25 protein-coding genes are annotated in these 23,488 nt (G+C 41.3%); 6 read left to right on the forward strand and 19 right to left on the reverse strand.

Features of this window, described 5'->3' with window-relative positions:
- Positions 1-76: 76 nt before the first annotated feature.
- The 14 genes from nuoF to EAH55_RS21535 form a co-directional block, all read right to left on the reverse strand.
- Positions 77-1,435 carry an NADH-quinone oxidoreductase subunit NuoF gene (gene nuoF / locus EAH55_RS21465; RefSeq protein WP_112575916.1) on the reverse strand — a complete coding sequence of 453 codons (1,359 nt, stop codon included), beginning with the start codon at positions 1,433-1,435 and terminating at the stop codon, positions 77-79.
- 3 nt (positions 1,436-1,438) lie between these two features.
- A complete protein-coding gene (locus tag EAH55_RS21470) occupies positions 1,439-1,963 on the reverse strand; it encodes an NADH-quinone oxidoreductase subunit NuoE family protein (RefSeq protein WP_121811469.1) in 525 nt (174 codons plus the stop codon).
- On the reverse strand, positions 1,956-3,167 hold the full coding sequence (locus EAH55_RS21475) for an NADH-quinone oxidoreductase subunit D (RefSeq protein ID WP_208644902.1): 1,212 nt from the start codon (positions 3,165-3,167) through the stop codon (positions 1,956-1,958). The genes EAH55_RS21470 and EAH55_RS21475 overlap by 8 nt, the downstream gene beginning before the upstream one ends.
- Before the next feature lie 119 nt (positions 3,168-3,286).
- Positions 3,287-3,790 carry an NADH-quinone oxidoreductase subunit C gene (locus EAH55_RS21480; RefSeq protein ID WP_121811470.1) on the reverse strand — a complete coding sequence of 168 codons (504 nt, stop codon included), beginning with the start codon at positions 3,788-3,790 and terminating at the stop codon, positions 3,287-3,289.
- Complete coding sequence (locus EAH55_RS21485; protein WP_091175781.1) at positions 3,790-4,332, reverse strand: NADH-quinone oxidoreductase subunit B; 543 nt, start codon at positions 4,330-4,332, stop codon at positions 3,790-3,792. Before EAH55_RS21485 ends, EAH55_RS21480 begins: the two co-directional genes overlap by 1 nt.
- 124 nt (positions 4,333-4,456) lie before the next feature.
- Positions 4,457-4,828 carry an NADH-quinone oxidoreductase subunit A gene (locus EAH55_RS21490; RefSeq protein WP_090533920.1) on the reverse strand — a complete coding sequence of 124 codons (372 nt, stop codon included), beginning with the start codon at positions 4,826-4,828 and terminating at the stop codon, positions 4,457-4,459.
- Between the two features lie 178 nt (positions 4,829-5,006).
- Positions 5,007-6,704 (reverse strand): tetratricopeptide repeat protein, encoded by a 1,698-nt coding sequence (locus tag EAH55_RS21495; protein WP_121811471.1) that lies wholly within the window; start codon positions 6,702-6,704, stop codon positions 5,007-5,009.
- 10 nt (positions 6,705-6,714) lie between these two features.
- The gene (locus EAH55_RS21500; protein ID WP_121811472.1) at positions 6,715-7,641 is read right to left on the reverse strand and encodes a PstS family phosphate ABC transporter substrate-binding protein; all 927 of its coding nucleotides are present in this window, start codon (positions 7,639-7,641) and stop codon (positions 6,715-6,717) included.
- A gap of 223 nt (positions 7,642-7,864) precedes the next feature.
- Positions 7,865-8,695, reverse strand: coding sequence for an energy transducer TonB (locus tag EAH55_RS21510; protein WP_112575909.1), 831 nt, complete (start codon positions 8,693-8,695; stop codon positions 7,865-7,867).
- A 40-nt stretch (positions 8,696-8,735) separates the two neighbouring features.
- Positions 8,736-9,281: an ExbD/TolR family protein gene (locus EAH55_RS21515; RefSeq protein WP_112575908.1), complete on the reverse strand. Its 546-nt coding sequence runs from the start codon at positions 9,279-9,281 to the stop codon at positions 8,736-8,738.
- Between the two features lie 6 nt (positions 9,282-9,287).
- Complete coding sequence (locus EAH55_RS21520) at positions 9,288-9,911, reverse strand: ExbD/TolR family protein (protein WP_112575907.1); 624 nt, start codon at positions 9,909-9,911, stop codon at positions 9,288-9,290.
- Positions 9,912-9,999: 88 nt separating this feature from the next.
- The gene (locus EAH55_RS21525; protein ID WP_112575906.1) at positions 10,000-10,836 is read right to left on the reverse strand and encodes a MotA/TolQ/ExbB proton channel family protein; all 837 of its coding nucleotides are present in this window, start codon (positions 10,834-10,836) and stop codon (positions 10,000-10,002) included.
- Positions 10,837-11,264: 428 nt separating this feature from the next.
- Positions 11,265-11,600: a translation initiation factor gene (locus tag EAH55_RS21530; RefSeq protein WP_121811473.1), complete on the reverse strand. Its 336-nt coding sequence runs from the start codon at positions 11,598-11,600 to the stop codon at positions 11,265-11,267.
- Positions 11,601-11,604: 4 nt separating this feature from the next.
- Positions 11,605-12,492, reverse strand: a complete 888-nt coding sequence (locus EAH55_RS21535; RefSeq protein WP_121811474.1) for a diacylglycerol/lipid kinase family protein — start codon at positions 12,490-12,492, stop codon at positions 11,605-11,607.
- 216 nt (positions 12,493-12,708) lie between these two features.
- On the opposite strand from EAH55_RS21535, the gene metK reads away from it, so the two are divergent.
- The 3 genes from metK to EAH55_RS21550 all read left to right on the forward strand — a co-directional run bounded on the left by metK (position 12,709) and on the right by EAH55_RS21550 (position 16,097).
- Positions 12,709-13,959, forward strand: a complete 1,251-nt coding sequence (metK, locus tag EAH55_RS21540; protein ID WP_114938949.1) for a methionine adenosyltransferase — start codon at positions 12,709-12,711, stop codon at positions 13,957-13,959.
- A gap of 160 nt (positions 13,960-14,119) precedes the next feature.
- Positions 14,120-14,638 (forward strand): hypothetical protein, encoded by a 519-nt coding sequence (locus EAH55_RS21545; protein WP_121811475.1) that lies wholly within the window; start codon positions 14,120-14,122, stop codon positions 14,636-14,638.
- Between the two features lie 382 nt (positions 14,639-15,020).
- Positions 15,021-16,097 carry an AAA family ATPase gene (locus EAH55_RS21550; protein WP_121811476.1) on the forward strand — a complete coding sequence of 359 codons (1,077 nt, stop codon included), beginning with the start codon at positions 15,021-15,023 and terminating at the stop codon, positions 16,095-16,097.
- 136 nt (positions 16,098-16,233) lie between these two features.
- Here EAH55_RS21550 and EAH55_RS21555 read toward each other — a convergent pair whose 3' ends face one another.
- The 5 genes from EAH55_RS21555 to EAH55_RS21580 form a co-directional block, all read right to left on the reverse strand.
- On the reverse strand, positions 16,234-16,713 hold the full coding sequence (locus tag EAH55_RS21555; protein ID WP_121811477.1) for a hypothetical protein: 480 nt from the start codon (positions 16,711-16,713) through the stop codon (positions 16,234-16,236).
- Entirely contained in the window at positions 16,700-17,761 is a 1,062-nt protein-coding gene (locus EAH55_RS21560; protein ID WP_121811478.1) for a hypothetical protein, read from the reverse strand. Before EAH55_RS21560 ends, EAH55_RS21555 begins: the two co-directional genes overlap by 14 nt.
- Before the next feature lies 1 nt (position 17,762).
- A complete protein-coding gene (locus tag EAH55_RS21565) occupies positions 17,763-18,272 on the reverse strand; it encodes a Pycsar system effector family protein (protein ID WP_121811479.1) in 510 nt (169 codons plus the stop codon).
- Between the two features lie 991 nt (positions 18,273-19,263).
- On the reverse strand, positions 19,264-19,809 hold the full coding sequence (locus EAH55_RS21575) for an REP-associated tyrosine transposase (RefSeq protein ID WP_112575896.1): 546 nt from the start codon (positions 19,807-19,809) through the stop codon (positions 19,264-19,266).
- A 535-nt stretch (positions 19,810-20,344) separates the two neighbouring features.
- A complete protein-coding gene (locus EAH55_RS21580) occupies positions 20,345-21,109 on the reverse strand; it encodes a hypothetical protein (RefSeq protein WP_121811481.1) in 765 nt (254 codons plus the stop codon).
- A 429-nt stretch (positions 21,110-21,538) separates the two neighbouring features.
- Here EAH55_RS21580 and EAH55_RS21585 point away from each other — a divergent pair, with 429 nt between their 5' ends.
- From EAH55_RS21585 to EAH55_RS21595, 3 genes are all read left to right on the forward strand, one after another.
- Positions 21,539-21,931, forward strand: a complete 393-nt coding sequence (locus tag EAH55_RS21585; RefSeq protein WP_121811482.1) for a hypothetical protein — start codon at positions 21,539-21,541, stop codon at positions 21,929-21,931.
- Between the two features lie 207 nt (positions 21,932-22,138).
- Entirely contained in the window at positions 22,139-22,615 is a 477-nt protein-coding gene (locus EAH55_RS21590; RefSeq protein WP_121811745.1) for a DoxX family protein, read from the forward strand.
- 73 nt (positions 22,616-22,688) lie between these two features.
- On the forward strand, positions 22,689-23,435 hold the full coding sequence (locus EAH55_RS21595) for a sulfite exporter TauE/SafE family protein (protein WP_121811483.1): 747 nt from the start codon (positions 22,689-22,691) through the stop codon (positions 23,433-23,435).
- Positions 23,436-23,488: the final 53 nt, after the last annotated feature.

A 23,488-nucleotide genomic window follows, 5' to 3' on the forward strand; every position in this document is an offset into this window, starting at 1 on the left:
CGAAGCAATCCCCGATTTGTAGGTACGCCCTGTATTTTAGGGATTGCTTCGTACCTCGCAATGACACTTTTATCTCTTACGCGGTCTCAACAACTTTCAACGGATCGGCGTAATGTGCCAAACCATAGTTTCTTGAAGTCGCCTCGCTCGCGTTAGTTACGTGCCATTCAAATTCGTCCCTGAAATGGCGGATAGCGCTGGCCACAGGCCATGCTGCCGCGTCACCCAGCGGACAAATCGTATTTCCTTCTATTTTCTTGGATACATCAACAAGCAGGTCCATGTCGCTCATTTTGCCATGGCCATATTCCAGGCGATGTAATACTTTTTCCATCCAGCCAGTACCTTCACGGCAAGGCGAACATTGTCCGCAGCTTTCATGATGATAAAAACGGGCAAAGTTCCAGGTATTACGTACGATACAGGCATCTTCATCATAAGCGATGAAACCACCAGAACCTAACATGGTACCACTTACGAAACCACCATCTGATAATGACTCGTAGCTCATCAAACGGGCTTCATTGTTGATGGTTTTCAGGATCAGGTTAGCCGGTAAAATCGGCACAGATGAACCACCGGCAACAACAGCTTTCAAGCGTTTGCCATTGGCGATACCACCGCAATACTCATCCGAATAAATAAATTCTTCAACAGGTACGCCGAGTTCAATTTCATAAACTCCTGGTTTTTTTAGGTTACCACCTGCCGAAATCAATTTGGTACCTGTACTACGACCGATACCTATTTTAGCATACTCGTCGCCGCCTTCGTTAATGATAGGTACAACAGCCGCGATTGATTCAACATTGTTAACTACCGTAGGGCAGCCATATAAACCTGCAATAGCCGGGAAAGGCGGTTTAATGCGTGGGTTACCACGTTTACCTTCCAATGACTCCAACAAAGCAGTTTCCTCGCCGCAGATGTAGGCACCACCGCCTGGCTGAACGTAAAGTTCAAGGTCATAACCGGTACCTAATATGTTTTTACCTAAAAAGCCTTTTGCTTTTGCTTCCGCGATAGCTCTTTCCAGGATCCTTACCTGTGGCATCATTTCGCCACGCAGGTAGATATATGACGTATTAGCACCAAGCGCGAAGCTTGATACAATCATACCCTCTATTAATAAGTGAGGGATGTAAGTCATCAAATAACGGTCTTTAAAAGTACCGGGTTCAGATTCGTCACCGTTACAAACCAGGTAACGTGCTACGCCTTCGGGTTTAGCCAAAAAGCTCCACTTCATACCTGTAGGGAAGCCCGCACCACCGCGGCCACGTAAGCCCGATTTTTTAACCTCTTCAACAATCGCCTCGGGCGACATGGTTTTTAATGCTTTCTCAACAGAAGCATAGCCACCTTTTGAGCGGTAAACATCAAATGTATTGATGCCGGGTACGTTTATATGTTCTAAAAGTAATTTCCGTCCCATAGCTTAGTTCTTAGCTTTCGCCTTTAAATCACTGATCAATTTATCTACCGACTCGTTGGTCAGGTTTTCATAAAAAGTATATTCAGGGCCAATTTGTAATACAGGGCCAAAACCGCAGGCAGCAAGGCACTCCACCCCTCTCCAGCTAAATAAGCCGTCGGGAGTAACTTCACCTTCTTTTACGCCAAGGGTTTCCTCAATATGATCCATGATCTTTTCGGCACCTACCAGGCAGCAGCCGCTTGTACGGCAAACTTCCAGTACGTACTTACCCTGCGGGCGTAAAAAGTACATGGTATAAAATGTAGCAACCTCATAAACCTCAATAGGCAGGATGCTTAAATATTCGGCAACTTTATCCATTGCAGGCGCACTTACCCAACCAAACTCCGCCTGTACCAGGTGAAGGATTGGCAATAAGCCCGATTTTTGTTTTCCCTGCGGATAACGGCTAACTATTTCATCAAATTTGGTGATCAGTGCCGGCGAAAATTCAACCGGTTCCTGAGCTTCGTCAACTCTAAGCATCTAACTCTCCGGCTATAACGTTTAAACTACTCATGTTAATAATAGCATCTGATAATAACATACCACGGCTCATTGGCGCATACATCTGGTAATTGATGAAGCTTGGCCTGCGGAAATGCAAACGGTATGGCGAACGGCCACCGTCATTAACCAGGTAAAAACCAAGTTCGCCGTTAGCACCCTCAACCGAATGATAAACCTCGGTAGTTGGGGTTGGAATTTCGCCCATCACAATTTTAAAGTGATAGATCAAAGCTTCCATGTTGTTGTATACTTCCTCTTTCGGAGGCAGGTAAAACTCAGGTACATCAGCGTGGAAAATATCGCTCGGTTCCTTATCAAGCTTGGCTAATGCCTGCTCAATAATCCTTAAGCTTTGCCACATCTCTTCGTTACGAACCAAAAAGCGGCTGTAAACATCGCCATTATCACCTACCGGTACTTCAAAATCAAAGTCCTCGTATGATGAATATGGGTTCATTGCCCTTACGTCGTAATCTACACCTGCAGCACGCAAAAGCGGGCCGGTCCAGCTGTAGCTTAAAGCTGTTTCTGCCGATACAGCAGCAACATCACGGGTACGGTCAACAAAGATCCTGTTACGGTTAAACAGGCTTTCAAACTCTTTTAGGGTTTTAGGGAAGTTCTTTAAAAACGCGCGAAGTTTGTCAAAAGCACGGCTATTAAAGTTACGTTCAAAACCGCCTATACGACCAATATTGGTTGTTAGACGTGAGCCGCAAACCTCCTCGTATATTTCATAAATAGCCTCGCGGTGCTCCATCATGTACAGGAAGCCTGTAAACGCGCCGGTATCCACACCCAATACACCATTACAGATAATGTGATCGGCTATACGGGCAAGCTCCATCACAATTACACGCAGGTAATCAACACGCTTAGGAGTTTGGATATTTAAAAGCTTTTCAACCGTCATGTGCCATCCCATATTGTTAATAGGCGAAGAGCAATAATTTAGACGGTCGGTTAGTGGAGTGATCTGGTAAAATGGCCTGTGTTCGGCAATTTTTTCAAATGCGCGGTGAATATACCCAATGGTTGATACACCGCTAACGATACGTTCGCCATCAAGTTGGAGCACGTTTTGGAACACACCATGGGTGGCCGGGTGCGTTGGGCCCAAATTCAGGGTCGATAGCTCGCTTTGCGGATCGTTATCTGTATATACAGGATGATTTTGCATCAGTATTGTTATTAGCGTCTAAGAACAAAGAAGGCAGGAATCAGGATGAAGACTTGATCTTACTTCTTAATTCTCAAATTCTTGTTTCTCGATTCTCAATTTCTTAATTCTATATTTTACTATCTTCCGAAATAGAAATCCTTTTTGTCAACACGGTTAGGATCTTCCAATGGGAACTCCTTACGCATTGGGAAAGCGGTCATATCATCTACGTTCAAAATACGACGAAGATCTGGATGACCATCAAAAATAACCCCGAAAAAATCGTAAGTTTCGCGTTCCATCCAGTTAGCACCATCCCAAAGTACAGTAGCAGTCGGGATATGCACATCAGTGTTTTCTAAAAATACTTTTATCCTGATACGGGTATTAGTAGTTAAGCTGTGCAGGTGATAAATAATCCCTATCGGCTTTTCCTGCTCAGGGTAATGAATGCCTGTAATATCTGTCAGGAAGATGAATTTTAGTTCCGGATCTGTTTTCAGGAAAGATAACAGATCGATGATTGTTTCACGACCGGTTTCTACAGTAAGCAGTTCGTACGGCTCACCAATAACCGTTACTGAAGTATCAAATTTATCGGCTATAGCTTTTATAAGCTGTTCGTTAGGTATCTTAGCCATTATTGGATTCCGTATTTAGCTAATAACTCCTGGTATTTAGGCTCATTCCTGCGGCGCAGGGACTCTGTCTTAACCAGTTCCTGAATATTCATAAAACCATCAATAATTGCCTCCGGCCTTGGCGGGCAGCCTGGTACATAAACATCTACCGGGATAACCTCGTCAATACCTTGTAAAACGGAGTAAGTATCAAATATACCACCGCTTGAAGCACAAGCACCAACAGCCATAACCCAACGTGGTTCGGCCATTTGCAGATATACCTGACGCAGTACTGGGGCCATCTTTTTAGCAATGGTACCCATAACCATCAGCAAATCTGCCTGACGTGGTGAAAAGCTCAAACGCTCTGCACCAAAACGCGAAAGATCATAGTGAGATGCCATGGTGGCCATAAACTCGATACCGCAGCATGAAGTAGCAAAAGGTAAAGGCCATAATGAATTTGAGCGAGCTATACCTATTACTTTATCAAGCGAGGTAGCAAAAAACCCGGCGCCTTCAACTCCGGCAGGGGCATCAACTAATTGAATATCACTCATTGAACTAAATTGATAGAGAAAATACTATCTGCTAAATGCAGATAATGAGAGCAAATTTACAATAATAACGATGTAAAATGTACACTACGGGCGTACAGGGGGTATATTTAGAATCAATCTAAATTTAATCCCAATCTAAAGCACCCTTTTTTATTACGTAGATAAAACCCAGTAAAAGTGTAGCCATGAAAATGAACATTTCAATAAGGCCGGTAGTACCTAAAGCCTTGAAATTTACAGCCCATGGGTACATAAATATTACCTCCACATCAAACAACACAAACAGGATAGCTACCAGGAAGTATTTAATGGAGATTGGTGTACGGGCATTACCCACCACCTCAATACCCGACTCAAACGGGGTCAGCTTATCTTTCGTTTTCCTTTTAGGCCCAATTTTGTGTGTTACAAACATAGTTGTTACCACAAACCCTAAAGCAACCACCATTTGAAATATGATGGGCAAATAATTAACCGGTAAACTTTGTGCTTCCATGCTGCAAATATACTAATGCCTTAATAATAAAAAAGTGTGTTTTACAAGCTTATCAATCATTTCTGCAATTCATTATTAATCTTGATAGCAAACTGCCGCTCAAAAATCAATTCCCAAATCAGGCAAACAAAAAAGGCCTCTTTTTCAAGAGGCCTTTTCGTATCAGTTTGATATTTTATTACTTTCCTTTTCCAGCACCACCTTTGTGTTGGAAATAGGCTGCAGCACTTTTATTGGCGGGATCCAACTCACGCGCCTTGGCAAAATTTTCAGAAGCTTTAGCGTCGTCTTTTTCTTTATACTGGTAAATAGTACCCAGGTAAGCATAAGCTTCCGCTAAGTTTTTCTTAGTTTTTTCATCTGGGGCACCCTTTGCGTTAACTACTTCAATATACTTTTCGTAGTATGGCTTCGCATAGCCTGAAATGTTATTACGATCTTTTTCTTTCAGATCATTAACACGTGCACGATATAAGAACGCATCGGCAAACGGGCTTGTAGCAGTTTTAGCAATAACGTAGCTAAATGCACTGTCAGCGCGGGTTAGTAATGAATCGTTTGGAGCTTTTGTATCGTAACCGTAGTAGTAGCTGATACCCTCATAAAAGTAGTCGGTCAATTTAACACTATGACCACCTTTAACGGTAACTTCTCTGTAAGCATCACCAGCTTGTGCATATTTCTTTTGGCGGAAATATGATTTAGCTATCTCAGCATAAACATCGGTTTGAGTGCTATCAAGGGTAAGCGCTTTTTGAAGCGTGATAATACCAACAGAATCCTGGTTAAGGGCGATTTGTAAACGGCCCAGGTACAAATAATCACGAGGGATAACACGTTTTGGATCGGCTTTCTGGAACCAGGTATTGATAGCGGTTAAGCCGTTTGAGTAATCTTTGTTTTCGTAAGCCGCATAAGCTAAATAACGGTAAACCCTTGCATTTGTACTTGCTGATTTTGACAGATCAGTAGCTACCTGTTGTAAGGTTTTGTAATCGCCTGCAAGGATCAGGAAGTCGGCATAACGCATTTGAGACTCTACAGACTGATCTGTTAAGCTCAGGTATTGTTTGTAATGATCAACCGCTTCCTTGATTTTAGCTGAAGCCATTTTAGGATCAGTTAAAGACCAACGCAAGTCGGTTTCAGCCCACTCGCGGTAAGCAGGGCCGTAGTTAGCATTGATAGCCAAGGCATCTTTAAACTGTTGCTCAGAACCGTCAAAGTTGTTAGCGAATTTGTACAATACACCTGTTGCAACTTTAGCTGCAGGGTTTTTAGGATCAAGTGTAGAAGCGTCAGAGTAGTTTGAGTAAGCTTCGTTGCTTTTCAATACTGAACGGTAAGCATCACCTAAAGCGATAAGCAAATCAACGTCTTTCGCATTGATAGCTTTTCCTTTGGTAAGTACAGCGATAGCAGCATCAGCATCGGCAGGGGCTACTTTCTTATCAGTAGTTGTAGGCAATAAATAAGATAAACCTACATAAGTATAAGGTTTTGTATCCTTAGCAGCTAAAGAAATAGCCTGGTTAAAGTTTGTAGTAGCACCGGCGTTGTCTTTATCTAAACGGGCAACAGCACCTAAACCTGCATAGTTTAATGCTGATTTTGGATTTGCAGCAATCCCTTTATTGAAAACGACTTTCGCCGAGTCAGAATAGTCCTGTTTAATGTACACCCAACCCAAGTAAAAGAAGTTTTCGTCTTTAGTTGGCTGAGTTGTAGTAAGCGTTTTGAGCATCGACTCTGCTTTCTGATATTGTTCGGCGTCAATAGCTTTTTTGGCGTCGGCAAGACTTTGCGCAAAAACTGATGATGAACCTAAAAATACCAGTCCTAATGAAGCCTTAGCTATTTTACTGATCATTTTCATCTTTATTTAGTTATAGTTTACTTTTTAAATTTATCTCTCTTGGCGGAATTGAATCAGGCAATAAACCTGATTTTAAAATAATTCTCTGCCCCACATCACTTGCTAAGAACGTAACAAATCCGGCCGCTAATCCGTTCTTACTTGAGCAGTTAACCATATATAAAGTTCTGCTCAAAGGGTACTGTTTTAAGACAAGTGATTCTTGCGAAGGTTTAAAATACTCGCTGGCATACTGTTTATTGCCTTCGTCTTTAACACCTACAATTTTCACTTTATCAACATAATCAGCGTAAGCTTTTTCCGGATTGTTAAGCCAGCTAAACCCTATAATTCCCAATGCATCGGGATGCTCACTTACGTATTTAATAACCTCAATATTCGATTTAAGCGCGTAAATGTTTTTCTGCTTAAACTCCTTATTACCAGAGAAATCCTTCAAATATCTTACCAAACTTGAGTTTGGATTATCAAAAACGATAGTTTTATTTCCGCTACCCTGCCCGTTAAGTTCTTTCTTTAATTGGGCAATTGTTATGGTAGTATCATTGGATGCATTGTTCACTACCAATGTAACGGCATCAACCGCAAATGGCACAACTTCAACACTCAACGAACGGCGGGTAATTATATTACGTTCCGCGGTATCCAGATCACGCGATAATACCGCAACCCTTACACTGTCATTTAACAACATATTTACAGCCTGGTTTTCGGTTTTATAAACAAAAACAGGATCGGCGTTGGGGTACCGGCTTCTGTAAACATACTCTTCCTGCCCCATTATAGGCGAAAACGATTCATCGGCCACAAAAGTTGCTTTTCCGGCGTTGAAGCTATCGGTTGGTACAGACTTTACTTGCTTTTGCTTGCATGCCTGTAAACCGGCTATTGAAGCAACTAAAACCAATACATATACAACCTGTAATTTAATCTTCATACTGATCCTTCTTAAACAATCTTGAAAACCTTAAAACCGCGTAACATATAATGAACCCACCGAAAAGTAAACGTTGATAATGTTGCATCTGCAACGGGAGGGCGTCCCAGAACATGATCATGAGACCTAAAACCACGAAGCAGATAAATGCAGCGGTTCCTAAAATAAGCAAAAACCGCCTTTTGGGCGATTTTTGCTCTTTATTGTAATTAAATGGCATTCTTTATTCTTCAGATGCTAAAGTAAAGCTGATTGGAACGCTGTACTGTACACGCACCGGACGACCGTTTTGTATACCAGGTTTCCATTTTGGTGAATTTTTCAATACACGAACCGCTTCTTCGTCGCAACCGCTGCCGATGCCCCTAACAACTTTAATGTCTGTTAAAGAACCATCTTTTTCCACAACGAAAGTACAAATTACACGACCTTGTGTATTGTTTTCACGTGCTACAGCCGGATACCTGATGTTTTTGCTCAGGTACTGACCAAATTTCTCTAAACCGCCGGCAAATTCTGGAACCTGCTCAACCGAAGTAAAGATCTGGTTAGGATCGGCTTCTACCACTTGTTTAACGTCTGAGTTACCTACCGGCTCATCAATCCTGATGTCGGCGTTAGGATCACCTTTTTGGTCTTTCTGACCTGGATCCGCAACAGCAAGTTCTTTTACTGTTGGTGGATCTTTCTCCTTAACCTCGTTATCTGGTTTTACAACCGGAGGAGGGAAACGTACCTGGTCAACCTTCGGTTTTGGTGGTTCAGGTGGCGGCGGAGGTGGTTTTTTGGTTTGGTCAACCGGCGGCGGAGGTAACAGAACCACGTCTGTTATCTTCACCTTTTGGTCTTTCTCAGGGATAAGACCTTTGATCTTGTTGATGATAGTAGGCAAAGAAACCACAAAAACGAAGAACACAATAGCAAGAATTAAAGCCTTACTTGTATTTTTTGAATTGTCTTTCCTTAGCTCGTAAGCGCCATAGGCCTTGTTACGATTACTAAAAACAACGTCGATCCATTCCTGCTTTAGTATGTCTAATTTTGATCCTAACATCTGTTAAGGCTTTAATGGAAATTAATAACGTTATTTAATACTATTTATTATCGTTGTACAGGCCGTCTTTCTTCAACAGGTCAATCTCCGGTTGAGATATATCAACAATACCATAACTTTGAATATTGGCAATGTTGATTTCGTCAAGCGTGCTCACCATATTTCTATATTTCGACTTATCGCTTGGTTTAATAACAACAAACATAAATTTGCCTGTTTTTTGCTGTACTTCTTTGCTTTTTTCAATTAACGTTTTACGTAATCCATCCGGACCGAAATTGTCAATTGTTGGCGGAGTTTTTCCTGGTTCACCGATATACCACTCCAATTTGTCGTCGCTGCCCAATAAAATGGTCATTGAACGTGAAGCGGCAATATCCATCTGATCCTTCGTTTTCTCATCTTTATCAGGCATGGCCAAGTCCATCGCTTTTGCTTTCGCAAGCGTAGTGGTCATGATGAAGAAGGTGATCAACAAGAAAGCCAAATCCACCATCGCGGTTAAATCTACACGGGTTGATTGCTTTTTACTGCGAACCTTCCCGCCTTTGTGTTTGCCTCCCCCGGAGGTATCTAATTCTGCCATGATCTTTTATTTTTTAGCAGCACCACCGGCACTACCCAAATCCGTAATTAAACTAAACTTGTTAACTTTTTGCTTTTGCAAAATACCGATAACATCCTTAATAACCGGATATTCTTCTTTGCTATCACCTTTAATAGCTAAACGAAGCTCCTTGTTATGTAAAGCTTTTGTAGCTATACGGGCCTGGCGGATCCAGTTAGTTAACTCACCTGATACAGAATCACGAGGTATACCCGGTTGGGCAAACTTCTTTTGCTGATCAGCAGTCAAAGCAATAAATTGCTTTAATTGGCTCATTGGCACGCCAAATGAAGTGATGGTAGAAAACCTTGTTTGCTCCTCAGGAGTAAAGGTCATGTGATAAATTGAACCCATTTGGTTCAATGTTTCCTTACGGATATCAACACCTTCAACACCGAAGAATGCTTTTTGAGCACCTACAGATATTGTAGCAAAGTCAGATTCAGGTACCGGCTGCTGGATTGAAGATTTTGGTATATCAATAGGTACCGGATCTTCGGTTTTTACTTTTGCAGTTAATATAAAGAAAGTAAGCAACAGGAACGCCACGTCGCACATAGCGGTCATGTCAATTGCGGTGCTCTTTCTTGGGACTTTTATCCTTGCCATGTTAAATTTCTTAAAAATATATAGTGTTTCAGTATTAACTATTTTGCCCCTAACTTATTGTGCATGAGGCATAAGCACTACTATATTTTTATTTGTTTTTGTGCGATGCTGCAAATGTTTGAACGATGCTGAAACCAGTTTCGTCGATAGCATAAGTCAATTTATCAATTTTTGATGTAAACACGTTGTACATGATAATTGAGATAGCTGAAGTACTGATACCGAATGCAGTGTTGATCAAAGCTTCAGAGATGTGTGAAGAAAGTTCAACCTGGTTAGGTACACCTGCTGTTGCTAATGAAGAGAACGCACCGATCATACCCACAACCGTACCTAATAGACCGGTTAATGTACCGATAGATACTAATGTAGCGATGATAGTTAAGTTTTGCTCAAGCATTGGCATTTCCAAAGCTGTAGCTTCTTCGATATCTTTTTGGATAGCTAAAGTTTTTTGATCTACGTCAAGGTTTGGTTCAGCTTCCATTTCACCATATTTTTTCAATGCTGATTTGATAACGTTCGCAACAGAACCTTTTTGTTTGTCGCACTCTGCAGAAGCACCTGCAATGTTACCAGCATTTAAAAGAGCTTGAATTTTCCTTACAAAGCCATCAACACTACCAGTACCAGAAGCTTTACCGATAACTACGAAGCGCTCGATTGAGAAAACGATAACCATTAATAAAAATGACATGATCAAAGGTACAATTACACCACCTTTGTGGATTGTGCCGAAGATATCAGAAGGGTATCCGTTAACTACGTCGCCGCCTTTGAAGTGGCTTGGATCACCAAGGACGAAAACGAATATGCAAATAGCTACTGCCAGACAGATTGGAATAGTTAAAGAAGCAAACATGCCCGATGCACTTGAGCTTTCTTTCTTAACAGGAGTAGTTGGTTTTGTTGGTGCGTTTGCCATTACTTTTGAATTTTTAGTTTTTGTTTTTGTTTATTTTATAAGTTAGTTAAAATGCGCTGTTTGTTGGGAATAACAAAAATAGAATTTTATTGAATTAAAAAAACCATTTATGTTATTCTTTACAATTTTTTAATACAGAATATCATTCTGTGTATTGTTGGTGTTTATAAACGCAACAATACAAATTTATTGTGTGTTACCAACACAATTATTTGCAATGAAAACCATTTTTTTTAAAAATAGCAAGTGATAACATATAAAATTTGTGTTACCAAGCTAAAATCGGGCATTTTTTTTCAAAGTTGCTAAAACGTAGCCGGTATATTTAACTACGATGCAAGCTTTGTAACACATAGTTTTACCTTTTGTTTAAAAATGCGGCTTCCAAATAATTCTGTTAAACTACGGTTTATAATGTTTATTTAATGTTATCCGCCCGCTTTTTTGGCTTTATAGCCGTCGGTTTGGAGTAAAGTTAACACTTTGTCCCTAAAATCACCCTGAATCAGGATCTCGCCATCCTTAACTGAACCGCCAACTCCGCATTTAGATTTTAGCTTTTTCCCAACCGCCTCCAGATCGGCATCGGCCCCTATAAAACCGCTGACACGCGTAACCAGCTTGCTGCCACCTTTACGATCAAGGTATATTTTAAGGTTTTGTTGCTGTGGTGGTAATGTTTCGGCATCCCCTCCCCCATTTTCCTGGTATTGAAAATCAGGGTCGGTTGAGTAAACTACGCCTGTAAAATTTTTCTTTGCCATACTATCAATTTTTAAATGTGTGGCCTACTATTACTTTTAACGACTCCGGCAGTATATTAATATCTATACCCGTACCCGCCATCTGCGGTTCGCCATCCAGGTGGATGGGGCCGGTATGTTCTCTTTTTATCAGGATCTGCTTTCCGCGAATGATCTTCACGTATTTTGAACTTTCGGTTGCTTTGATCAGCATACGCAAACTCATTTCCGGGAACCTCCACAACGGGAAAGGCTTAATCACACACACATCCAGCAAACCATCCTGCAGGCTTGCCTTAGGCGAGATATGCACATTATTGCCATATTGCGATGAATTGGCTATACTCAACATAAACGCCTTATAATCATATTTCTCGCCGTCGATATCCAGGTGATAGTTTTGCGGCTGATAGCCAACCACCTCTTTTATAGATGATTTAATATAACTGATAAAACCACGCTTTTTACCATGCGAAAAAATCTCGCTGATATGGGCATCAAAACCCATACCTGCCATGTTAAAAAACGCCTGCCCGTTAACCCTGGCCGAATCAATAACTTCCATCCGGCCTGTTGCCAGGTTTTTAATAGCCTCCTTGGTATCCATCGGAATGCCCAAAAACCTTGCAAGCCCGTTGCCCGAGCCAAAAGGTACTATACCAAGCGAGGTATCGGTACCCACAATGGCCGATGCCACCTCATTAACTGTACCATCGCCGCCAACTGCCACTACGGTATCAAACTTACCAACTGCTTCTGACGCGATAACCCTTGCATGTGCCACGCCGTCGCTAAAAGCTATAACCGGCTCCATAACAGTAGCATCAATTGTATCCTTGATCAGTTCGGGCACCCCGTCCTTCTTCTTCCCGCCCGAAATTGGGTTTATTATAAATAACGCTTTCCGTTTCAACTATATATATTATTTCAATCGCCAAAAGTAAATGTATTTTCGGCTTTGTGAAATTTGTTTTATTTTTACCGCCCGAATGTGGACTGATTTAATGCTCCTTTTACGATGGGGCCGGATTGCAACCACGTAAAAAAGTGCTAAAACCATGCTTCTTTTTACCGCTCAATCCGTAATAAAGCCCTCCCACTCGATTTTAATTTTACTTATTTAAATTTTATGTCATATTTATTTACTTCAGAGTCCGTATCAGAAGGTCACCCGGATAAAGTAGCTGATCAGATCTCGGACGCGCTGATTGATCATTTTTTAGCATTTGATGCCGAATCGAAAGTTGCCTGCGAAACGCTGGTAACCACAGGCCAGGTTATTTTAGCCGGCGAAGTAAAATCAAAAGCCTATCTGGATGTACAGAAGATTGCCCGTGAGGTGATCAACAAAATCGGGTACACCAAAGGCGAATATATGTTTGACGGCAGTTCATGCGGTGTGCTTTCGGCCATCCACGAACAATCGCCCGATATTAACCAGGGTGTTGACCGCACCGCCAAAGAAGAGCAGGGTGCCGGCGACCAGGGTATGATGTTTGGTTACGCAACCGTTGAAACCGACAATTATATGCCGCTTGCCCTTGATATCGCCCACGCTTTATTAATTGAGCTTGCAGCCATCCGCCGCGAAAACAACGAGATCAAATACCTTCGCCCGGATGCAAAATCGCAGGTTACTTTAGAGTACAGCGATGACAACAAGCCACAACGTATCGACGCGATTGTTATCTCAACTCAACACGACGATTTTGAAGAAGAGCAAGCTATGCTGGCTAAGATCAAAGCTGATATCATCAGCATCCTGATCCCACGCGTTAAGGCTAAATACCCTAAATATGCCCACTTCTTTAACGACGAAATTAAATACCATATTAACCCAACCGGTAAATTTGTGATCGGCGGTCCGCATGGTGATACCGGCTTAACCGGTCGTAAAATTATTGTGGATACCTATGGTGGTAAAGGCGCTCACGGTGGTGGTGCTTTCTCTGGTAAAGATCCATCAAAGGTTGACCGCTCGGCTGCTTATGCAACCCGTCACATTGCTAAAAACCTGGTTGCTGCCGGTTTGTGCGATGAAGTACTGGTACAGGTATCATACGCTATCGGTGTTGCACAGCCAATGGGTATCTACGTAAACACTTACGGTACTGCTAAAGTTGACCTGCACGACGGCGAGATCGCAAAAAAAGTGGAAGGCATTTTTAACATGACCCCTTACGCTATTGAAACCCGTTTTAAACTGCGTAACCCAATTTACAGCGAAACCGCGGCTTACGGCCACTTCGGCAGACCGAACGAAGTTGTTACCAAAACTTTTGTTGGCCACGACGGCAGCAAACTGGAGCGCGAAGTTGAACTGTTTACCTGGGAAAAACTTGATTACGTTGACCAGGTTAAAGCAGCCTTCGGTTTGTAGTTAGCTACACCTATATAATATAAGGCAATAGCGACGGGTAACCCTGTCGCTATTGTTGTTTACGGGGGATATATAAACAAGTATTTTAGGTAAAGGCTCCTTTCGTATTAAATTATAAATACATACATTTATCACCCTAATCCCCCGAACCCTAATTTAAATGCCCAACAACACCTGGAACGCCGTAACCGCTATCCTTTATTTTTCTGTATCTGTTATAATTACTGCCTGGTTTATTGAGCAGAAGTTTGGCTATGTGGCCACGCCCGAAGCTATATTATTATCCAACATTGTAGCGGCGAGTAAATGGGTGGTTATTACCATAGCCGCCCTGGTCATGCTTGAAGAAAATAAATGGATCTTTATCAGGCGTACGGCATTTGCCGCGCTGGCAGGCAGTTGCGCCATGTACTCCACCTACGCGTTAAGGTTTTTCCCCATTAGCAGCTGGCAGCAATTTACCTTTGCCATGGCCTTAGCCATGCTGGTGATGGTAATCTTCTTTTTAAAGGCTGTTACCGATACCAGGCTGCCGCTTAAGTGGTTTGCCGTGTGGATGGCATGCCTGCTGATCAGTGTTATTATGCAAACCAGGGTGGTATTTAGCTTACACCCGGATCTTGTAACAAATGGGGTGTCCCATTTTTTTGATTCCCGAAAAAAAAGTGAAATTTCCTGAAGGCTCGTTTTCCTTTAAAACCCAGGTGTTCCATTTTTAAAAAGCAGAAACGCGGAACAGTATTTTTATGAAGCACGTTAAAAGTCAAACAGTTAACTTTTTACATAAAACACTATAAAATAGTTGATTATCAGATACTACATCTTTTAAAGCGTTATTTGCACTATCCATCAAACAAGGCCCTTAATTAATTTTCCGCGCTACATTTTCTCTATTTTTTGTTGTTTTTTGGGGCGATTTCTATTTGGCCCCGAATTTTATCATAAGGTACTGACAAAACAGCGCCACCAATATTGCGAAAATCTGCGGGTAAATTTGAGCCTCACCCACCCTCTCCTCCGGAGAGGGCTTATAAAAAACGCCCCGGTGAGAAAACCCCAATATGATTAAAAAAGATGGAAGACCGTTGGTGGTGGAAATAATCCGCACCGATGTCCGCGATGCCGCGCGAAGAGATGCTAAAAGAGGCATACGCCCCAGAGTTTATGATCCTGACGCTATTCCTCCCGACGCGTTTATTATTCACCAAGCCAGCACATGGATAGCGATGGAGCGCGAGCGCCAAACGCCACGGATGCTGTTTGGTGAGTTTTGGCTGGAGGGCGAACTGTGTATCCTGTTTGCCGATACCAATATGGGCAAAAGTTTGCTGGCAGTACAACTGGGCGACAGCATTGCCCGTGGACAGGCTATAACACCTTTTAAAATGGACGCCGAACCCTGCGCCGTATTATACATTGATTTTGAGCTAACCGGCAAACAGTTTGAACAACGTTACACCGATGGCACCGCCACCCATGCCTTTCATGAAAATTTTTACCGCGGCGAGTTTGACCAGATGACCGGCCTGCCGCAGGACTTTAAAACTTTTGATGAGTTTATCACGCACGCGCTTAGTCGCGCTATTAAGCGTACCGATGCCAGGGTGCTTATTATTGATAATATTACCTGCCTGCGCAACGGCACCGAGCGCAGTAGCCAGGCACTCTCGCTCATGAAGCAGCTCAAATTGCTTAAAACACGGCATGGCCTCAGCATACTGGTGCTGGCCCACACGCCCAAGCGCAACCCGGCGCTCCCCATTACCCGCAACGACCTGCAAGGCAGCAAAATGCTCATCAACTTTTGCGACAGCGCCTTCGCCATGGCCGAAAGCCAGACGCTGCCGGGCTACCGCTACCTAAAACAAGTAAAACAACGCAGCACCGCCGAAATGTACGGCAGCCATAACGTATGCCTCGGCCGACTGGAAAGGCAAAACGGCTTCTTAAAATTTGTATTCTCCCATACCGATAATGAGGTTAAACACCTGCGCCGCTACAGCCAGGTAGAGCGCCAGCGCCGTGCCGCCGATGTACTCGCGCTCCATAAACAGGGTTTGAGCCAAAGGCAAATTGCCGGCAGGCTGGAAATGAGTTTATCGGCGGTGAATAGGGTGTTGGGGGTTGCGAGGGGATAGGTTTTATTTGCTATAGCAAGTTTTATTTGTTACCGTAAGCGTCCTCGCTTATAGGCCTTATGCATGAGCACTCGTTTAATTTTCCACGTGGTTACCTAAACGCTACCACAAGCGAGGACGCTTGCGGTAGCGGGGGCTATGCAGCGATGCCTGGCCGCGAAAACCCCCAAAATATAGGGTAAACTCCATGTGGCATTTCGGCGAAAGGCCATTTTCTAAATTTTAAATAATATTCATAGCCAAATGCCCATTTAAACGATTGTTCGACTGCATAACTACAGGTTAACCCCCTATTAAATCTAATATCACCTGGAAATGTATAACATATTACTCCGTCGACTAACATATGAACTTCAAGATTCACATTAATTTTAGGCGAAAGTAATCGCAAGACAGGTGTTTGCCATTGAATCATCGACGCATCGGTAATTAAAGTATTAAAAACTTCAAATTCATAATTATGCTTTAAATCAGAGTCCCTAACAAAATAATTTATTATTATCGAATCTTCATTACTCTTTATTTTAACAAAATCAAAATCCGATAACGATTGAAGATGGACAAACCGGTCAGCTTCTCTCGTTAAATAGCTACGAATCGTTTTAAAATTGCTCATAGCCATAAAACTTAGTAGGCGTAATGTTATGTCCTACAGTACCTAAAACTCCAGATCTCGAAATAGCAGCTTCGTCCCTTTTCAATGTTTCAATTTTTTGATTGAATGAATTAGTTGTAGCCAACGGATTATAATCATAATCAATCTCGATTCTCGAACCATCTCGCGATACAAATTGGTAGCTATCCAGTAAAAATCTTTGCCAATCAAATTCAAATTGCCTATAATTTGGCTTTTCGAATATTAAAGGCACTTCTTCCCCCTTGTTTATACGAACTTTAGAATATGTATTCAATGATGGTACCCTGACTAAAAGATTATCACCAATCATTATTCCGTTTTGTCCTGCACAAGCTTGCATTTTGGGAGCCAAACTGGTATGCAAGCTTACTGTGGTAAGTTCTGAACATCCATTAACACCAAAAATATACCAAGAAACATCTTGATCGTCTCCAAAATCTATGCCGGCACGAGTATAAATTTGATCAAGCTCATTCGCGTCAAATATGCTCGGAAGTTCATATTTCATAAAATAAGTAAAGAAACTTACTGCTTTCAAAGCATCGTCTATCGCTTGTTCTTTTGATTTCCGTCTTCCTCCAAAATATAAAAACAATCCATCGTACTGTTGCCTTTGAATATGCCCATCAAACAAAGAACAAGTATGTATTGCTGCACTTTGTATGGTTTGAATAATCAAAGCAATTTGGTCATGGTTGTATTTACGAAAAAAATGAGTTGAATTTTTGACATCTACAAATACTGATACGATGTAGTGTTTCTCAGTAACCTTTTGGCTGTGCCTCAAATATTCGAAATCTGGATGATCTCCTGAACTTATTTGTATTGGATAATCTTTACCCAATAGCCTTTTTAAAGATGACAAACCTGTTTCCACAGAGAGGTCATTTACATCTTCAAGGAGTAATTTAGCGCTATGATTTCCTACCTTTGCGCTAAAATTCATTACTTTATTCGCCAATAAAGTTGGCTCATTGATCGCGCTTCGAATTTGGTTTAAATAGGGTTGGTATAGGTTTTTTGACATTTTATTTTCTATTTATAGTTAACAGCATTAGAATTGGAAGAAGAAGTACAAATTCTGCAAGAATTAAGCTACCGGAGATAGTAAGCAGTCGATACTTCTTTTTTAAACCAACAGCCAAAATGTGTAGTTGGGTGCAAATGTCATCTTTCAAATCCTTCTCATCGATTTCTTCAAATCTGCTCTTGAAATCTGAGCAACTAAATTCTGAGACGCTACCATAGTAAAAAATACTTTTAGGTTTCCCGTAAGTTTCACCACTCTTTAAAAACGGGTTTATGGCAAGCAACGTGCTAATAATAGCCGAAAAGCAGCTTAGTAAAAACAGGCAAATAAAGAATGCTGTCAGTTCTGTAACAACAAACTTATTCTGTATCCAATTAAGTCCGGTAATTGACAATCCAACGAAAAAGGTATTTATCGTCAAATAAAATGCGCCTTTAGTGTTAACACTATTAAAATAGGCGTCATATCGTGCAAAACTAAATTTTGATCGCTCGAAAAAATCTTTCATATTATAATTTAAAAATGCTACACAATTAAAAAGCTGTATCCTAAAGGTTAATAAGTCTTAATCAAGAAGGATATTAAAAAATCGACTATCATTCACCCGAAGACCCCTTGAATGAAGGCGTAAATAAATAAGTTAACTAATAATATTAAGCCTTGAAAGATTCTTACAATTAACTGTATACTAATAATATCCATTTCAAATATCACACTATACAAATACTTAAGTCTTTACTGGCATTCCTCTATTGGCACCTCAAAAAAATCCATAACTAACTTATATACAACCATTAAAATTTAACCCCACTTAACTTCGTTCAAATAGACAATCCTTTTGCCAAATATTTTACTAAAAAATAAGGCATATCCTGTTAAAAAAAATTAAAAATATTTGGCACATAACTTGCATGCCTTAATCAAAAATTAAAATCGCGGAATAATATCCTCAAATCTTATCGTATAATTAATTAACTATCGACATCAAAAGTTAATTATTATACGGCTAAGCAATTAAATATTAGACAAAAAATACTTATAAACATGTCATCACAATTGTGAGCACATGACAGGCAGACATATTGTCATATATTTTCACATAGTAAGCTATGCTATTGTCACAATTACTTCACACCTTTAGTGCAAAGTGGACCACATAGACTTTAGTAGTTGGCGCATATGTGACTCCCCCTGCTACCGCAAGAAGCTTCGACGCTAAGCCTACTTACCACAAGGCACAGCCTTGCGGTAGCGATGAAATAATTTGAAAAAGCGTTGCGGTAGCAAAAAATTAAAATCGCTGCCCCTGCTACCGCAAGCAACTTCGACGCTAAGCATACTTACCACAAGGCACAGCCTTGCGGTAGCGATAAAATAATTTGAAAAAGTGTGCGGTAGCAAAAAATTAAAATCGCTGCCGCAAGGCTGTGCCTTGTGACCCGCGTGCAAGGTATAAGCCAGGCTTATGCATCATAAAAAGCACAAACTATGCACCTGTATTAAGTAGTTATCACTTCAACCAAACCCTTTGTACCAGAATAATCACGCGCGCTGCTGTGCAAGTACTCGTAATCGCTTTCCACTAATCCGGCAACTACGGGGTTATCATGAACATAATCTATCTTTTGCTGAATTACAGCATTACTCCAAAGTTCAATAGGCTTGTTATGTTGCTGCCAAAACTGATTACCGGGATTATTGCTATTTTTAAATCCGGCTTTTTTAAAAGCATTCAACATCCATTCCTTCCGGCTTTCCTGGTTACTTTCGTTAATAAGTTTGATAAGTTGTTTTGAAGTCTGTGATTTAAAATCTCTCAATAAATCTTCAGGTTTCTGAATTGTTGATCTGTACACTAAATGAATATGGCTTGGCATTATGCAATAGGCATAAATTTCCATCCCTTTATTGGCCACACAATAATTTAAATTCTTAACCAGGCAGTCAAAGTATTCTAATCGTACAAAAACATCTATCCAAAATACTGTAGCAAAACTCACAAAATATAGGCCTTCAGAATTATGAAATTTATAATTACGACTCATGAATTAAAAATACATTTTTCTCCGGCTGCAGCAAGCAATTTCAATACTTAGCAAATTTCCACAAGGCACAGCCTCGCGGTAGCCAAAACATTAAAAGTAATACCAACAACAAAGGCTAACCGTTTCCGATTAGCCTTTCACATAATTACTACGCTTAACCTATTACATTTAACATTCATTTTCATCTGTACTGTGCGCTACAAAAAAACCACATATTGCACTTGCTGTAAGTGCTATTAATAACGTAATCATAGTGTTCAATTTTAGGTGAATAATTAATTAATACTATAATTAGTACGAATAAAAGTGCTTAAAGTTTTATCAGACAACCCTTTTTTAGCATAGCAAATGCACTTTTGCAATTATTATTTCCTAAAGGTTAATAAATTAGGATTTTGTTATTAATATCTCTAAATAGCTACTAAACTTAAAATCGATTTTGCCCTCGTAACTGCCCGGAATATGGGGTGTATAGCCCGAATAGGTAGTTTCTGTCATAAAAGGAACCGAGAATACATAAAAATTGCCTTGCCGGCTACAAGGTATTCAAGGCCTTATACAAATCTTTGGCGTTCGCGACGGTATTATGCATATTATCCAGCTTCATTACCTTTTGCAAAAAGTCCTGGATTTTGGCTTTGTTCACTTTTAAAACGCTGCCGTGCATATTTTGCAGCACAACCACAGTATTAAAAATACCGTTGGCATTAGTCATGTTTTGCGACGCGTAGTCTACCAGTTGCGGTACTATACTGGCTGTTTTGTACCAATTTACCATAATATCGTTGGCGCTGTTAGTACGGGTGGAGGCGTTTTCAGAAAACAGACCGGCCACCAGTTTACCCTGCGTACTATCTAAAGCGGTTTGATATTTTTTGGTATTTGCCGGATCGGAAGTAATTGCCGTTTTTAAAAGCTCCGGGGCATCGTTCGGTAATACTTCGGTAATAACTTTGGCTGCGTAAACCCGTTTCTGCGGATCGGGATTGTTCACCATAATATCCAGCAGTGGGGTAACAAACTTATAGGTTTCCAGGCGCTGGTTTTGGATAGATAGCTGCATCTGCTGCTGGTACTGCTGATTAGCCACGGCATCATGATCGCGCGATTGCTCCATATCCTGCTTCTTGATGGCCTGCGAAAACCAATAGCCCGATGCCGTGATAGCCAGCGGCAAAAAGATAGACGAAAAAAACTTGAGCCAAAAATCCTTCTTCTTCTCCTCGTCCGAAGTTTCTTTGAGTTTGGCAAGTTTTTTTTTAAGGTCGTCTATTTCTGTTGTTAACTGTTCTGTAGTCATAGGTAAAGGTTGATGTAGAACATTAAGAAATCCGGTTATAAATATAACTTATTAATTAATAAGACAATACATTTTGTTTGTCCTGTGCGGGGAAGTTGCGTGTATTGTTCTTTATTGAAAATAATAGTCTGTTAAAAAGCAATTCCCTTCCTTGGGAGGGGTGCGGCAGGATCGCGTGTTGGCGGGGAGTGGTTTATACGCCATTTAAACAAATGGAACGTATTTCGCTGAAACCCCTCCCTGCACCCTCCCAGGGAGGGAATCGCACGGCCCAATCCTCATAAATCCATCTTAAGTGTCAATGTATGAGCTACCGGCTCCTGTTAGCTCCAGCCCTCTCTCATCATCTTGTTACAAAACACTTCTTTAAAACATGCTATCTTTGTGATACCGCTTTAATCAATACAACAACCAATTGTTATCAAAGCCATGACACAAAGCAAAAACACTAAATCACTACGCTCAGCACTAAGCCTGATGATGATGGTGGTTTTCCTGGTGCTTGGTTATTGCCCGGTAAGGAATGTTTTGTGCTCGCTCGCCAGCCACGCATCTCAAAACAATGAGCAAAAGGCACCGCGCGATATTAAGGCAATTGTTGAGGATGTATGCAACGCCTATAATAGTGGCGACAAAATTATCCCCTACCAGGAAGTTGTAGCAAAAACAACGGTCCCTTTGTTGCTGGCGGTTGTCGTAGCGGCAGTGTTTTTTGCAGGGATTGTCCTGTTAAAAAAGCTTATTGTTTTATACCCTGACACCCTTGCCTTTAACTTAAGCGCTATTCCGCTTTATTTGGCAAACAGGGCATTGCTCATCTGAATCCACCCTTTTTCAAATGCTTATTGCCCGGCAGTCAATTGCGCCGTGGCCTGATTAATGCATTCCTGCTTGGCCTTTTCGGCTATTTGTATTTCACATTTTTTTGATGATCATCTGGCTTGCTCCGTCATTGTTGTTGCTGTTTGCAGCGGCATTTATACTTGGCGCACCTCAATAATCATCACGTATCAATTATTTTTTTCAATCATGATCAATCCTATTTTTTCTATAGCCGGCAAAAATTACCGGCAAATGGCTCCCCTACTTTTACGCATGACCGTTGGCTTCGGCTTTATGGCGCACGGCTGGGCCAAACTGATTAAAGGCCCCGAAGCTTTCGGAAATCTGCTGGCTCAAATCCACGTGCCCTTTCCTCATGCTATGGCGTGGATCTCTACCTTAACAGAACTGATTGGCGGTCTCGCCATGTTTATCGGGTTCATGGTAAGCATCACCGCCCTCCCTCTTATCGGTATCATGCTTGTAGCTATGTTCGGCATTCAGGTTCATTACGGTTACAGTTCGGTAAAAACCATCGGCTTAACTCCCGGCGGACCAATTTTCGGTCCGCCGGGCTATGAGATCAATTTATTGTACATCGCCGCGCTTATCTCGCTACTGATTTCGGGAGGTGGTATGTTTTCTGTCGATTCCGTTCTGGCTCCAAAGCGAGGCACCAATTAAATCATAAAAAATAATAACCTATTGATCATTATGCCACTAAGGCAAATGATCAATAGGTTTAATAAACATCAATATGTACACTGTTTTTCTTTACATTTTTATCATCAGTTTCATTGCCACCCTGGTACGTTCAACCTTTGGCTTTGGCGAATCGCTGGTAGCTGTACCTTTACTAAGTATTTTTATCCCTCTCGGCGTTGCCGTTCCGCTTTCGGTACTTATTTCTGTTTTGGTTGCACTGGTGGTGGTGATCCAGGATCATAGCAAAATCCAGTTGAACAGCGCGAAATGGCTCATCCTTTTTGCCTTGCCGGGAATCCCGATAGGCGTACTGATTCTGATTTACGGCAACGAGCTTTGGGTAAAAACCGGGCTGGGAACCCTTATTATCCTCTACTCGTTATATGCCATGTTTGGTAAAAACAGCTTTCAACTTCATCAGGATAGTAAGTTCTGGCTGTTTATCTGTGGTTTTTTGTCGGGAGTTTTGGGAGGAGCCTATGGCGTTAACGGGCCGCCGCTGGTTGTTTATGGTAACATGCGCAAATGGAGCGCAAAAGATTTCAGGGCCACGCTTCAGGGCTATTTTTTGCCAGCAAGCTTAATTGGGGTAATGGGCTATATTTTTAAAGGACTAATCACCACCGAAGTATTAAAATATTTTATGGTATCGCTTCCGGCTGTTTTCCCGGCTATATTCTTAGGGCGATACCTTAATCACAGGCTCAATAACGCTTCGTTTTTTAAGTATGTATACTGGGGCTTACTGCTCATCGGCGTATTTTTAATTGTGTTTTGCCTGTTCAACATAAAAACCTGATGTACAAGCTATCAACAAAACCCCTATCTTTAAATTGCAATTATTTACCTGGA

This window comes from Mucilaginibacter kameinonensis, from assembly GCF_003675385.1.
GTDB classification, from domain to species: Bacteria; Bacteroidota; Bacteroidia; order Sphingobacteriales; family Sphingobacteriaceae; genus Mucilaginibacter; species Mucilaginibacter kameinonensis.